Consider the following 12,695-nt stretch of genomic DNA (forward strand, 5'->3'; position numbering starts at 1 on the left):
CGTGGCCCGCGCAGTCGTCGAACCGCTGACCCCGGGCGCCCGGGTGCTGATCACCGGCGCCGGGCTGACCGGGCGGTCGGTCAGCGCGGTGCTCGAGCCGACCGGTGTGCGGTTGACCATCTGCGACGACGACCCGCTGGCGCTGCAGCGGCTGATCACCCCCGCCGCGGTCGTCACCACCGGTGAGGCGGTGGCCGGGATCGCCGACTACGCCCTTGTCGTCACCAGCCCCGGATTCCCCCCGACCGCACCGGTGCTGTCCGCGGCCGCGGCCGCCGGGGTGCCGATCTGGGGTGACGTGGAGCTGGCGTGGCGGCTGGACCGGGCGGGCTGGTTCGGGCCGCCGCGGCGCTGGCTGGTGGTCACCGGCACCAACGGCAAGACGACCACCACCTCGATGCTCTACGCGATCCTGCGCGCCGCGGACCGCCGGGTGATGCTGTGCGGCAACATCGGCAACCCCGTCCTCGACGTGCTCGGTGAGTCACCGCGGACGCGAGGAGATGAGGAACCCGAACTGCTGGCGGTCGAGCTCTCGAGCTTCCAGCTCCATTGGGCGCCGTCGCTGCGCCCGGACGCGGGTGTGGTGCTCAACGTCGCCGAGGACCATCTGGACTGGCACGGGTCGATGACGGCCTACGCCCGCGACAAGGCCAGGGCGCTCGACGGCCGGGTGGCCGTGGCAGGTCTCGACGATCCGGTGGCGGCCGAGTTGCTCACGACCGCCGCGGCGCCGGTGCGGGTGGGCTTCCGGCTGGGTCCGCCGGGGGCCGGTGAACTGGGCGTCCACGATGGGTGGCTGGTCGACAACGCGTTCGCCGACGGCCTTCGGCTGGCGCGCGCCGACGACATCCGGGTGGCCGGACCGGTCGGGGTGCTCAACGCGCTGGCGGCGGCCGCGCTGGCCCGCGCGGTCGACGTACCGGCCGAGGCGGTGGCCGCGGCGCTGGCCTCGTTCGAGGTGGGCCGGCACCGCGCCGAAGTGGTCGCGGTCTCCGGCGGCGTCACCTGGGTCGACGACTCGAAGGCCACCAATCCGCATGCCGCCCGCGCCTCGATCGCGGCGTATCCGCGGGTGGTGTGGATCGCCGGCGGACTGCTCAAGGGCGTGTCGGTCGATGCGCTCGTCGCCGAGGTCGCCGACCGGCTCACCGGGGTGGTGCTGATCGGCCGCGACCGCGCGGTGGTCGCCGAGGCGTTATCGCGACACGCGCCGGATGTCCCCGTCGTCGAGCTTGTGACGGGGGAGGATTCTGGGGTGCATGGGACAACTGAGTCAGCTGTGAATCATGTGACTCGTGTGATCGACACGGGAGGGCGGCCGCTACCCGATGCGGTGATGCGGGCGGCGGTCGACGCCGCGCGCCACCTCGCCCGCCCCGGTGACGCTGTGCTGCTGGCGCCCGCAGGCGCCTCATTCGACCAGTTCAGCGGCTACACCCAGCGCGGCGACGCCTTCGCCGCCGCGGTGCGCGCCGATCTCGGGTAGACGCCGTGGCGACGATCCTGGCCCGGTTGCGCGGTAAGGCGGCCGGCCCCGGCGCCGACGAACCGCCGAGGGCCGCCCAACCCCCCACGGTGTCCCACACCCGCTTCGCGGCCTGGCTCGGCCGGCCGATGACGTCGTTCCACCTGATCATCGCCGTCACCGCCCTGCTGATCACGCTCGGGCTGACCATGGTGCTCTCGGCATCCGGTGTGTACTCCTACGACTCCGACGGCTCACCCTGGTCGGTGTTCGCCAAACAGGTGCTGTGGACGGTGGTCGGGCTCGTCGCGTTCTACGCGGCGCTGCGGATGCCGGTGAAGACGTTGCGACGCTTGGCCTTCCCCGGCTTCGCGTTCACGATCGTGCTGCTGATCCTGGTGTTGATCCCGGGTATCGGCAAGGTCGCCAACGGGTCGCGCGGCTGGTTCGTGGTGGCCGGGTTCTCCATGCAGCCCTCGGAGCTGGCGAAGATCGCGTTCGCGATCTGGGGTGCGCACCTGCTGGCGGCGCGGCGCATGGAGCGGGCCACCCTGCGCGAGATGCTCGTCCCGTTGGTGCCAGCGGCGGTCATCGCGCTGGCGTTGATCGTCGCCCAGCCCGACCTCGGCCAGACGGTGTCGCTGGGCATCATCCTGCTCGCCCTGCTGTGGTATGCCGGCCTGCCGCTGAAGGTGTTCCTGTCCTCGCTGTTCGCGGTGATGGTGTCGGCGGCCGTGCTTGCCATGGCGGAGGGCTACCGCTCAGCTCGCGTGCAGTCCTGGCTCGATCCCAGCGCCGATGCGCAGGGCTCGGGCTATCAGGCCCGGCAGGCGAAGTTCGCGCTCGCCAACGGCGGCGTGTTCGGCGACGGGCTGGGGCAGGGCACCGCGAAGTGGAACTACCTGCCCAACGCGCACAACGACTTCATCTTCGCGATCATCGGCGAGGAACTCGGATTCGTCGGCGCGGCCGGCCTGCTCGCCCTGTTCGGGCTGTTCGCCTACACCGGAATGCGCATCGCGCGCCGCTCGGCCGATCCGTTCCTGCGACTGCTGACCGCCACCGCGACGACATGGGTGCTCGGCCAGGTGTTCATCAACGTCGGCTACGTGGTGGGGTTGCTGCCCGTCACCGGACTGCAGCTGCCGCTGATCTCCGCGGGCGGGACGTCGACCGCGACGACGCTGCTCATGATGGGCCTGATCACCAACGCCGCACGCCACGAACCCGATGCCGTGGCCGCGCTGCGGGCCGGCCGCGACGACCGGGTCAACCGGTTGCTGCGGCTGCCGCCGCCCGAGCCGTACGTGCCCACCCCGCTGGAGGCGGTGCGCGACCGGTTGCGCTCGCGGCCGGGCAAACCGGCCGCGCCACGGGCGGCCAAACCGGCGCGCGCGCCCCGGCGGCCCAAACCCCCCGCGGCTGAGGACCGGGTGCGGGGCTCAAGGCATCATGTAGGCGGTCAGCGGTCGGCAACGCGCCGGACCGGTCAGGATCAACAGGGTCGGCGGGGCCAACAGGGCCGGCGAGCCCGCCCCAGGGAAGGTCAACGTTACGGGTGAACGGCACCATCTCGGTCCTCCTCGCCGGCGGCGGAACCGCGGGGCACGTCGAACCGGCGATGGCCGTCGCCGACGCGCTGGCCGCGCTGGAGCCCGGGGTGCGGATCACCGCACTCGGCACCGAGCGGGGGCTGGAGACGCGACTGGTTCCCGAGCGCGGCTACGCCCTGGAACTGATCACGCCGGTCCCGCTGCCCCGCAAACTGTCGGGTGATCTCGCCCGGTTGCCGATGCGCGTGCGCCGGGCCGTGCGGGAGACCCGCGAAATCCTCGACACCGTGCACGCCGACGTCGTGATCGGGTTCGGCGGTTACGTGGCGCTGCCCGCGTACCTGGCCGCCCGGCGCAACAGGGTGCCCATCGTCGTCCACGAGGCCAATGCCAGCGCGGGTCTGGCCAACAAGGTCGGCGCCCGGTTCGCCCGCCGGGTGCTGTCCGCCGTGGCCGACCCCGGCCTGGGCCGGGTGGAGGTGGTCGGTACGCCGGTGCGTTCGAGCATCACCGAACTGGACCGCGCCGCACTGCGTGCCGAGGCGCGCGCCCACTTCGGATTCGCCGACGACGCCCGCGTCCTGTTGGTGTTCGGCGGGTCGCAGGGCGCCCGCTCCCTCAACAACGTCGTCTCCGGCGCAGCGAAAGCGCTTGCTGCAGCGGGGATTTCGGTGCTGCACGCGTACGGGGCGAAGAACACCCTCGAGCTGCCGGACCCGGCGCCGGGGGATCCGCCGTATGTCGCGGTGCCGTATCTGAGCCGGATGGACCTGGCGTATGCGGCCGCCGACCTGGCGATCTGCCGGTCCGGGGCGATGACCGTGGCCGAGGTGACCGCGGTCGGGCTCCCCGCGGTGTACGTGCCGCTGCCGATCGGCAACGGTGAACAGCGGCTCAACGCCCGGCCGGTCGTCGAGACGGGCGGCGGCCTGGTGGTCGACGACGCCGACCTGTCACCGCAGTTCGTCGCCGACACGGTCGTCCCGCTGCTCACCGACACCGGGCGACTGCAGACCATGACCGCGGGAGCCGCGCTGTCCGGGCACCGGGATGCGGCCCGGCACGTCGCCCACGTGGCGCTCGACGTGGCGCGCGAAGCGGCCGGCGGGCGGAAGGGGGTGCGGTGAGCACCCCACCCCTGCCCGACGAACTGCGCCGGGTCCACATGGTCGGCATCGGGGGCGCGGGAATGTCGGGCATCGCGCGCATCCTGCTCGACCGCGGGGCGATGGTCTCCGGTTCCGACGCCAAGGAATCCCGCGCCGTGGTTGCGCTGCGCGCCCGCGGAGCGGCCATCCGGATCGGCCATGACGCCTCGTCGCTCGACCTGCTGCCGGGCGGGCCGACCGCCGTCGTCACCACGCACGCGGCGATCCCGAAGACCAATCCCGAACTGGTCGAGGCGCGGCGGCGGGCGATCCCGATCGTCCTGCGGCCGGTCGTGCTGGCCAAGCTGATGGCCGGGCACACCACGCTGATGGTGACCGGCACCCACGGCAAGACCACGACCACCTCGATGCTCATCGTCGCCCTGCAGCACTGCGGTTTCGACCCGAGCTTCGCCGTCGGCGGTGACCTCGGCGAGGCGGGCACCAACGCCCACCACGGCAGCGGCGAGTGCTTCGTGGCCGAGGCCGACGAGAGCGACGGTTCGCTGCTCGAATACACCCCCGATGTCGCCGTGGTCACCAACATCGAAGCCGACCATTTGGACTTCTTCGGCAGCGCCGAGGCCTACACCGCGGTGTTCGACGCGTTCGTCGAGCGGCTCACCCCGGGTGGGGCGCTGATCGCGTGCGTCGACGATCCCGGCTCCGCCGCGCTCGCCGAACGCACTGCGGCCCTTGGTGTTCGGGTGTTGCGCTACGGTTCGGCCGGCGGTCGGGACCTCGCCGGTGCGCTGGTCGGCTGGGAGCAGCAGGGGACCGGTGCGGTGGCCCACATCCAGCTGGCGGGGGAGAGCGCCCCGCGGGCGATGCGGCTCTCGGTGCCGGGCCGCCACATGGCGCTCAACGCGCTGGGCGCGCTGCTGGCCGCGCTGCAGGTCGGGGCCGACCCCGACACCGTGCTCGACGGGCTGGCCGGATTCGAGGGGGTGCGCCGCCGCTTCGAACTGGTCGGGACGGCGACCGGGGTCCGGGTCTTCGATGACTACGCCCACCACCCGACCGAGGTCGCGGCGACGCTGGCGGCGCTGCGCGCGGTCACCGATCAGGCCGGCGACGGGCGCGCGGTGGTGGTGTTCCAGCCGCATCTGTACTCGAGGACCGAGACGTTCGCGCGCGAGTTCGGCGCCGCGCTGAGCGCGGCCGACCTGGTGTTCGTGCTCGACGTCTACGGCGCCCGGGAACAGCCGATCGCCGGGGTGAGCGGGGCCAGCATCGTCGAGCACGTCGGCGTGCCGGTCACCTATGTGCCCGACTTCTCCGCGGTGGCCGCGCAGGTCGCCGGTGCGGTGCGGCCCGGCGACGTGGTCGTGACCATGGGCGCGGGTGACGTGACGATGCTGGGTCCGGAGATCATCGCGGCGCTGCAGGCCAGGGCGAACCGGACCGTCCCGGGGGCCGGCGCGCGATGACGGTGCCTCCGGAGAACCCCGAGCCGCCGGAGGAACCCACCCCGCCGCCGGCGGCCCCACCGGCCGAGGACCCGACCGCGCCGGCGCCGTCCGCCGACGACGAGGAGGACCGCGAGGGACCCCGCCGCCGCGCCCGGCGCGAACGTGAGCAGCGCCGCGCGGTGAAGGACCGCGCGATGGCGATCGAGGAGGCCCGCCGCGAGGCCAAGCGCAGGGCGACCAGCGGTCCGGTCCGTGAGGCGACGCCGATTCCGCGACGCGCGGTGCGCGGTCTGAAGGTGCTGGTGTGGTCGGCCCTGCTCTCCGTCGCCGCGGTCGGTGTCGGGTTGCTCCTCTACTTCACCCCGATCATGTCGGTGCGCGACATCGTCGTCGTCGGTCTGGAGGCGATACCCCAGGAAGAGGTGCTTGGCGCCGCCGCGGTGGTGCCGGGCACCCCGCTGCTGCAGGTCGACACCGACGCTGTCGCCGAACGCGTCGCGACGATCCGGCGGGTCGCCAGTGCGCGGGTGCAGCGCGAGTACCCGTCCTCGCTGCGGATCACCGTCGTCGAGCGGGTGCCGGTGGTGGTGAAGGACTATCCCGACGGCCCGCACCTGTTCGACCGGGACGGCGTCGACTTCGCGACCGCACCGCCGCCGCCGAACCTGCCGTACCTGGAGACGGCGACGCCGGGACCCAACGATCCGGCGACCGAGGCGGCGCTGCAGGTCATGCTGGCGCTGCCGCCGGAGGTCGCCGGACAGGTGGGGCGCATCGCCGCGCCGTCGGTGGCATCGATCACGCTGACGCTGGTCGACGGAAGGGTGGTGGTGTGGGGGACCACCGACCGCACCGACGAGAAGGCCCTCAAGCTGGCCGCACTGCTCACCCAACCGGGTCGCACGTACGACGTTTCCAGCCCCGATTTGCCCACGGTCAAGTAGAAATTCGTGCCGACACCGTCGGCGCGCCTGCATGGTTGATCGGCAGCGTCGCCCTACCGTTCTGGTTGCGCGGAACTACTTGACATAACTCTAAGCCTGTGGTTGAGGTTGAGGGTTTGCGGGAAGGCTTCGCATGAGTACTGGCAACCAGGCAGCAGAAAGGCAACGCTCATGAGCGCTTGCGCGAAGAAGGTAGAGCGATGACCCCGCCGCACAACTACCTCGCCGTCATCAAGGTCGTCGGCATCGGCGGCGGTGGCGTCAACGCCGTCAACCGGATGATCGAACAGGGACTCAAGGGCGTCGAGTTCATCGCGATCAACACCGACGCGCAGGCGTTGTTGATGAGCGATGCGGACGTCAAGCTCGACGTCGGGCGGGACTCGACCCGCGGCCTCGGGGCGGGGGCCGATCCGGAGGTGGGCCGCAAGGCCGCCGAGGACGCCAAGGACGACATCGAGGAGCTCCTGCGGGGCGCCGACATGGTGTTCGTCACCGCCGGCGAGGGCGGCGGCACCGGCACCGGCGGTGCGCCGGTGGTGGCCTCGATCGCGCGCAAGCTCGGCGCGCTGACCGTCGGCGTGGTGACGCGACCGTTCTCGTTCGAGGGCAAGCGGCGCAGCAACCAGGCCGAGAACGGCATCCAGTCGCTGCGCGAGAGCTGCGACACGCTGATCGTCATCCCCAACGACCGGCTGCTGCAGATGGGCGACGCCGCGGTCTCGCTCATGGACGCGTTCCGCAGCGCCGACGAGGTGCTCCTCAACGGTGTGCAGGGCATCACCGACCTGATCACCACGCCCGGTCTGATCAACGTCGACTTCGCCGACGTCAAGGGTGTGATGAGCGGTGCGGGCACGGCGCTGATGGGCATCGGTTCGGCCCGCGGTGACGGCCGGGCGCTCAAGGCCGCCGAGATCGCGATCAACTCGCCGCTGCTGGAAGCCTCGATGGAGGGTGCCCAGGGCGTGCTGCTGTCGGTGGCCGGCGGTAGTGACCTGGGGCTGTTCGAGATCAACGAGGCCGCGTCGCTGGTGCAGGACGCCGCGCATCCCGAGGCCAACATCATCTTCGGCACCGTCATCGACGACTCGCTCGGCGACGAGGTCAGGGTCACCGTGATCGCCGCCGGATTCGACTCGGCGGGTCCGAGCCGCAACCCGGTGGTGAGCCCGAGCGCGGCCGCCACCCAGCCGATCGCCCCCGGGCGGGCGGGCAAGGTGGCCTCGCCGCTGTTCGAGCCGGCCGATCCGGCGAGCGTGCCGGTGCACACCAACGGCGCGACCGTCAGCATCGGTGGCGACGATGGCGGGATCGCCGACGACGACGTCGACGTGCCACCGTTCATGCGGCACTGACCCGGGTTCGATACTGGGAACGTGACCGTTCGTGTGCGGCGGGTGACCACGACCCGCGCAGGCGGTGTCTCGGCGCCGCCGTACGACACCTTCAACCTCGGTGACCACGTCGGAGATGATCCGGCCGCCGTCGCCGCCAACCGCGAGCGCCTCGCGAAGGCGACCGGGCTCGACGGCCGCCTGGTCTGGATGCACCAGGTGCACAGCGACCGGGTGGTGCGCGTGACCGGACCGCACGACGGACCGGTCGACGACGCCGACGGTCTGGTGACCACGACCCGCCGCCTGGGGCTGGCCGTCGTCACCGCCGACTGTGTGCCGGTCCTGCTGGCCGACGCGCGCGCCGGGGTGATCGGCGCCGTCCACGCCGGACGGGTCGGGGCGCGCGACGGCGTCGTCGCGCGCGCGGTGGAGACGATGTGCGAGGCCGGCGCGCGGGTCGAGGACATCTCGGTACTGCTCGGCCCCGCGGTGAGCGGCCGCAACTACGAGGTGCCCGAGGCGATGGCCGCCGACGTCGAGGCGGCGCTGCCCGGTAGCCGGACCACCACCGCACGCGGCACCGCCGGCCTGGACCTGCGGGCCGGAATCGCCCGCCAGCTCACTGATCTGGGCATCACGGCCATCGACGTCGACCCGCGCTGCACCGTCGCCGACCGCAACCTGTTCAGCCATCGCCGCAACGCTCCCACCGGCAGGCTGGCCTCGCTGGTGTGGATGGAGTGAGCACCGTGGTCACCACCCGGGAGTCCGAGTTGGCTGCCTCGCTGGCCGCGCTGCGCGAACGGCTCGCCCGCGCCGCGGACGCGGCGGGCCGCGATGTCGCCGAGATCGCGCTGCTGCCGGTCACCAAGTTCTTCCCGGCCTCCGACATCCGGATCCTCTACGGGCTGGGCTGCCGCGAGTTCGCCGAATCGCGTGAGCAGGAGGCGTCGAAGAAGGCGGCCGAACTGGCGGGCGAGTTCGCCGGCGACCCGGTGCGGTGGCACATGGTGGGCCGGATCCAGCGCAACAAGGCCAGGGCGGTCGCGCGCTGGGCGTACGCCGCGCATTCGGTGGACAGCGCCAAGCTGATCGCCGCGCTCGACCGGGGCGCGGGCGACGCGCTCGGCGACGGGGTACGCACGGCGCCGTTGCGGGTCTACCTGCAGCTCAGCCTCGACGGTGACGTCGAACGCGGCGGGGTCGACGTCGACCAGCCGGAGCTGATCGACCAGCTGTGCGCCGCAGTCGATTCCGCGGAGGCGCTCGAGTTCGTCGGGTTGATGGGCATCCCGCCGCTGGGTGCCGACGCCGAGTCGGCATTCGCGCGTCTGCAGTCGGAGTGGCGTCGGGTGCGGCAGCGCCGCAAAGAGATTGGCCGCGGGCAGCGGTTCGAGTTGTCCGCCGGGATGTCCGGTGATCTCGAGATGGCGGTCCGACACGGCTCGACATGTGTGCGTGTCGGAACCGCGCTTATGGGACCTCGTCCTCTAACGTCACCCTGAGTAGTCACTCCAGTCACATCTTCATCACAGACACCACAGCTTGACGGTCTTCAGAAGGGTCGCGCGATGAGCACACTGCACAAGGTCAAGGCCTACTTCGGTATGGCGCCCATGGATGACTACGACGACGAGTACTACGAGGACGACGACCGCGCGGAGCGCGGCGCGGCCCGTGGCTACGCCCGTCGGCCCCGCGAGGACCGGTTCGAGGAGGAGGGCTACATCGATCGCGCCGGCCGCGAGTACGACGACCGGCCGGCACCGCGCGAATACGACGAACCGCCGATCTACCGCGGCGGGTATGACGAGCCGCGGTTCGACCCCCGACTCCGCGGCCCGCGTGAGTTCGAGCGGCCGGCACCTCGGCTGGGTGCGCTGCGCGGTTCGACCCGCGGCGCCCTGGCGATGGACCCGCGCCGCATGGCGATGCTCTTCGAGGAAGGCAGCCCACTGGCCAAGATCACGACCCTGCGTCCCAAGGACTACAGCGAGGCCCGGACCATCGGGGAGAAGTTCCGTGACGGGACCCCGGTGATCATGGACCTGGTCTCCATGGACAACGCCGACGCCAAGCGTCTCGTCGACTTCGCCGCCGGCCTGGCGTTCGCGCTGCGCGGGTCGTTCGACAAGGTCGCCACCAAGGTCTTCCTGCTCTCGCCGGCCGACGTGGACGTCACCGCCGACGAGCGCCGGCGCATCGCCGAGGCGGGCTTCTACGCGTATCAGTGACTTCGGCGGTGCCTCGGCCCGGCAGGTAGGCTGACGAGGTTGTTTTCTCACCTGTATCGAATGTCACATATCTGCCCGTAGTGAGGTCGAGCTTCCGTTGGCGCTGTTCTTCGAAATCCTTGGTTTTGCGCTGTTCGTCTTCTGGCTCCTGCTCATCGCGCGGGTGGTCGTCGAGTTCATCCGGTCCTTCAGCCGGGACTGGCGCCCGCGGGGGCTGACGGTCGTGGTGCTCGAGGTGATCATGACGCTGACCGATCCGCCGGTGAAACTGCTGCGGCGCTTGATTCCCCAGCTCACCATCGGCGCGGTGCGTTTCGACCTGTCGATCATGGTGCTGCTGCTCGTCGCGTTCATCGGTATGCAGTTGGCGTTCGGAGCGGCGGCCTGACGCAGGCCCGCAGGCCATCGCCGCGGGGCCGCCCCGGGCGCCGAAGAACGTCGGAAGAACGCGGAAGAAATTGAAATTCGCTCTTAAAATTTGACCTCCGCTGCAACCGCCGGGTCTGGTGTGACAGGATGGACGCCAGTTGCGATCCATGCAGGCTTTACACTTTGAGATCGGTTGACGGTCCAGACTCAAGGGGGCAGACGATGCCGCTCACACCCGCCGACGTTCACAACGTCGCGTTCAGCAAGCCGCCCATCGGCAAGCGGGGCTACAACGAGGACGAAGTCGATGCCTTCCTCGACCTGGTCGAGAATGAGCTGACCCGGCTGATCGAGGAGAACACCGACCTGCGTCAGCGGGTCGCCGAACTGGACCAGGAGCTGTCCTCGGCCCGGTCCGGCGGTGGCGTCTCCCAGCCGCAGGCCGCCCCGGTCTACGAGCCGGAGCCCGAACCGACCCCGCCGCCGCAGCCGGTGTACGAGGCGCCGCCCGCGGCGCCGGCGCCCACCGCGCAGCAGAGCGAGGACTCGGCACTGCGCGCGGCCAAGGTGCTGAGCCTGGCCCAGGAGACCGCCGACCGGTTGACCAGCACCGCCAAGGCCGAATCGGACAAGCTGCTCGCCGACGCGCGGGCCCAGGCCGATGCGATGGTCAGCGACGCCCGGCAGACCGCGGAGACCACGGTCACCGAGGCCCGTCAGCGCGCCGACGCCATGCTGGCCGACGCGCAGACCCGGTCGGAAACCCAGCTGCGGCAGGCCCAGGAGAAGGCGGATGCGCTGCAAGCCGACGCCGAGCGCAAGCACTCCGAGATCATGGGCACCATCAACCAGCAGCGGACCGTGCTCGAAGGCCGGCTGGAACAGCTGCGGACGTTCGAGCGTGAGTACCGCACGCGCCTGAAGACCTACCTGGAATCGCAGCTCGAGGAGTTGGGTCAGCGGGGTTCGGCCGCGCCGGTGGATTCGAGCGCCAACAACGACGGCGGCGGCTTCAACCAATTCAACCGCGGCAACAACTGACGCGGCGGCGCTGATCGATGCTGATCATCGCGCTCGTCCTGGCTGTCATCGGGCTCGCCGCCCTGGTGACCGCCGTGGTCACCGGCAATGCCGTGATCGCCTGGGTCTGCATTGCGGCCAGCGCGGTCGGTGTCATCCTGTTGATCGTCGACGCCGTCCGCGAGCGCTCCCGCACACCCGCCGCGAAGACCGCCGGCGCCACCGGAACCGCTGATCACGCGCCGGACGACGAGTTCGACGCCGACTATCCCGACGAACCCGGGGACTACGAGGCCGACGACACCCAAGCGGCGGCCGAACGGAACCCCGACGTCGACAACCACACCGGCACCGACTCCGATGCCGACACCCGCGCGGTCCCGTTCGACGAACGCCACGAGGACGAGGTCGGCTCGGAGCACCCCGAGGAACCCACCACCCGCTAGCGGGTCGGTGTCGCCAGCAGGTCCCGTACCTCGTCGTCGGTGACCTGGTGGAAATCGGCATACACCTGGCCGACGGCTTCGAATCCGGCAGGCGTCGTCGCGCAGATCACCGCATCGGCTTCCGCGTCGACCGCGCGGCATGCCGAGGGCGGAGCCACCGGAACGGCCACCACCACCCGCGCGGGTTCCGATGCCCGGACCGCGCGCACCGCGGCCAGCATGCTCGCGCCGGTGGCGATGCCGTCGTCGGTGAGCACCACCGTCGCCCCGGTGAGCTCCGGCGGTGGACGACCCTGTCGGTAGGCGGTCTCACGGCGGCGCAGTTCCACCGTCTCGCGCTCGATCGCGCGCTGCAGGGCCTCCTCGGTGATGTTCAGTCGGGAGACGAGTTCGTCGTTGACCACCACACCGCCGCCGGAGGCGATGGCACCCATCGCGAGTTCTTCCCATTGCGGCACCCCGAGTTTGCGCACCAGGAACACGTCCAGCGGTGCGCCGAGGCCGTGGGCGACCTCCCAGCCGACGGGAACGCCGCCGCGCGCCAGACCCAGCACCACCACGTCGTCGCGCCCGCGGTAGGCCGACAGTTTCTCGGCCAGGACCCGGCCGGCGTCGCGGCGGTCCCGGAAGGTGCGCCCGGCGGACCTGCCGCCGAGCCGTTCCCATCCGCTCATCGCCATGAGGGCGTACCCATCGCGCAGCGCGGCAATCCACCTTCCGGGCGGCGCCGAATACTGACTGCACACCGGTGACGGGAGAAC

Annotated in this window: 13 protein-coding genes; 12 read left to right on the forward strand and 1 reads right to left on the reverse strand. The window is 71.3% G+C overall.

All coding sequences use genetic code 11. The annotated features are described in order from the left end of the window. Nucleotide 1 precedes the first annotated feature (1 nt). The 12 genes from murD to G6N49_RS06715 all read left to right on the forward strand — a co-directional run bounded on the left by murD (nucleotide 2) and on the right by G6N49_RS06715 (nucleotide 11,934). Nucleotides 2-1,489 (forward strand): UDP-N-acetylmuramoyl-L-alanine--D-glutamate ligase, encoded by a 1,488-nt coding sequence (gene murD, locus G6N49_RS06660; protein WP_011856041.1) that lies wholly within the window; start codon nucleotides 2-4, stop codon nucleotides 1,487-1,489. A 5-nt stretch (nucleotides 1,490-1,494) separates the two neighbouring features. Further along, nucleotides 1,495-3,030 carry a putative lipid II flippase FtsW gene (ftsW, locus tag G6N49_RS06665; RefSeq protein WP_011560640.1) on the forward strand — a complete coding sequence of 512 codons (1,536 nt, stop codon included), beginning with the start codon at nucleotides 1,495-1,497 and terminating at the stop codon, nucleotides 3,028-3,030. After that, nucleotides 3,027-4,148, forward strand: a complete 1,122-nt coding sequence (gene murG, locus G6N49_RS06670; protein WP_011560639.1) for an undecaprenyldiphospho-muramoylpentapeptide beta-N-acetylglucosaminyltransferase — start codon at nucleotides 3,027-3,029, stop codon at nucleotides 4,146-4,148. The genes ftsW and murG overlap by 4 nt, the downstream gene beginning before the upstream one ends. Beyond that, nucleotides 4,145-5,599 carry a UDP-N-acetylmuramate--L-alanine ligase gene (gene murC / locus G6N49_RS06675; protein ID WP_011560638.1) on the forward strand — a complete coding sequence of 485 codons (1,455 nt, stop codon included), beginning with the start codon at nucleotides 4,145-4,147 and terminating at the stop codon, nucleotides 5,597-5,599. Before murG ends, murC begins: the two co-directional genes overlap by 4 nt. After that, nucleotides 5,596-6,525, forward strand: a complete 930-nt coding sequence (locus G6N49_RS06680) for a cell division protein FtsQ/DivIB (protein WP_011560637.1) — start codon at nucleotides 5,596-5,598, stop codon at nucleotides 6,523-6,525. The genes murC and G6N49_RS06680 overlap by 4 nt, the downstream gene beginning before the upstream one ends. A 200-nt stretch (nucleotides 6,526-6,725) precedes the next feature. Then, nucleotides 6,726-7,883 (forward strand): cell division protein FtsZ, encoded by a 1,158-nt coding sequence (gene ftsZ / locus G6N49_RS06685; protein WP_011560636.1) that lies wholly within the window; start codon nucleotides 6,726-6,728, stop codon nucleotides 7,881-7,883. 21 nt (nucleotides 7,884-7,904) lie between these two features. Beyond that, nucleotides 7,905-8,609, forward strand: coding sequence for a peptidoglycan editing factor PgeF (pgeF, locus tag G6N49_RS06690; RefSeq protein ID WP_179967736.1), 705 nt, complete (start codon nucleotides 7,905-7,907; stop codon nucleotides 8,607-8,609). Next, on the forward strand, nucleotides 8,606-9,370 hold the full coding sequence (locus G6N49_RS06695; protein WP_011560634.1) for a YggS family pyridoxal phosphate-dependent enzyme: 765 nt from the start codon (nucleotides 8,606-8,608) through the stop codon (nucleotides 9,368-9,370). The genes pgeF and G6N49_RS06695 overlap by 4 nt, the downstream gene beginning before the upstream one ends. Nucleotides 9,371-9,436: 66 nt before the next feature. Continuing rightward, on the forward strand, nucleotides 9,437-10,099 hold the full coding sequence (locus tag G6N49_RS06700) for a cell division protein SepF (RefSeq protein WP_011560633.1): 663 nt from the start codon (nucleotides 9,437-9,439) through the stop codon (nucleotides 10,097-10,099). A gap of 97 nt (nucleotides 10,100-10,196) precedes the next feature. Next, nucleotides 10,197-10,487: a YggT family protein gene (locus G6N49_RS06705; RefSeq protein WP_011560632.1), complete on the forward strand. Its 291-nt coding sequence runs from the start codon at nucleotides 10,197-10,199 to the stop codon at nucleotides 10,485-10,487. Nucleotides 10,488-10,690: 203 nt separating this feature from the next. Beyond that, on the forward strand, nucleotides 10,691-11,509 hold the full coding sequence (gene wag31 / locus G6N49_RS06710) for a DivIVA-like cell division protein Wag31 (RefSeq protein ID WP_011560631.1): 819 nt from the start codon (nucleotides 10,691-10,693) through the stop codon (nucleotides 11,507-11,509). Nucleotides 11,510-11,526: 17 nt separating this feature from the next. Continuing rightward, entirely contained in the window at nucleotides 11,527-11,934 is a 408-nt protein-coding gene (locus G6N49_RS06715) for a phage holin family protein (RefSeq protein ID WP_011560630.1), read from the forward strand. Here G6N49_RS06715 and G6N49_RS06720 read toward each other — a convergent pair. Then, nucleotides 11,931-12,614 carry a phosphoribosyltransferase gene (locus G6N49_RS06720; RefSeq protein ID WP_011560629.1) on the reverse strand — a complete coding sequence of 228 codons (684 nt, stop codon included), beginning with the start codon at nucleotides 12,612-12,614 and terminating at the stop codon, nucleotides 11,931-11,933. The genes G6N49_RS06715 and G6N49_RS06720 overlap by 4 nt on opposite strands. Between the last annotated feature and the right edge of the window lie 81 nt (nucleotides 12,615-12,695).

Source organism: Mycolicibacterium monacense (assembly GCF_010731575.1).
Classification (GTDB): domain Bacteria; phylum Actinomycetota; class Actinomycetes; order Mycobacteriales; family Mycobacteriaceae; genus Mycobacterium; species Mycobacterium monacense.

Bases quoted from the DNA above. Each gene is read 5' to 3' on its own strand.
- G6N49_RS06700 (WP_011560633.1), top strand. From the start codon at position 9,437: ATGAGCACACTGCACAAGGTCAAGGCCTACTTCGGTATGGCGCCCATG.
- G6N49_RS06715 (WP_011560630.1), top strand. From the start codon at position 11,527: ATGCTGATCATCGCGCTCGTCCTGGCTGTCATCGGGCTCGCCGCCCTG.
- G6N49_RS06720 (WP_011560629.1), bottom strand. From the start codon at position 12,614: ATGGCGATGAGCGGATGGGAACGGCTCGGCGGCAGGTCCGCCGGGCGC.
- G6N49_RS06680 (WP_011560637.1), top strand. From the start codon at position 5,596: ATGACGGTGCCTCCGGAGAACCCCGAGCCGCCGGAGGAACCCACCCCG.
- wag31 (WP_011560631.1), top strand. From the start codon at position 10,691: ATGCCGCTCACACCCGCCGACGTTCACAACGTCGCGTTCAGCAAGCCG.
- ftsZ (WP_011560636.1), top strand. From the start codon at position 6,726: ATGACCCCGCCGCACAACTACCTCGCCGTCATCAAGGTCGTCGGCATC.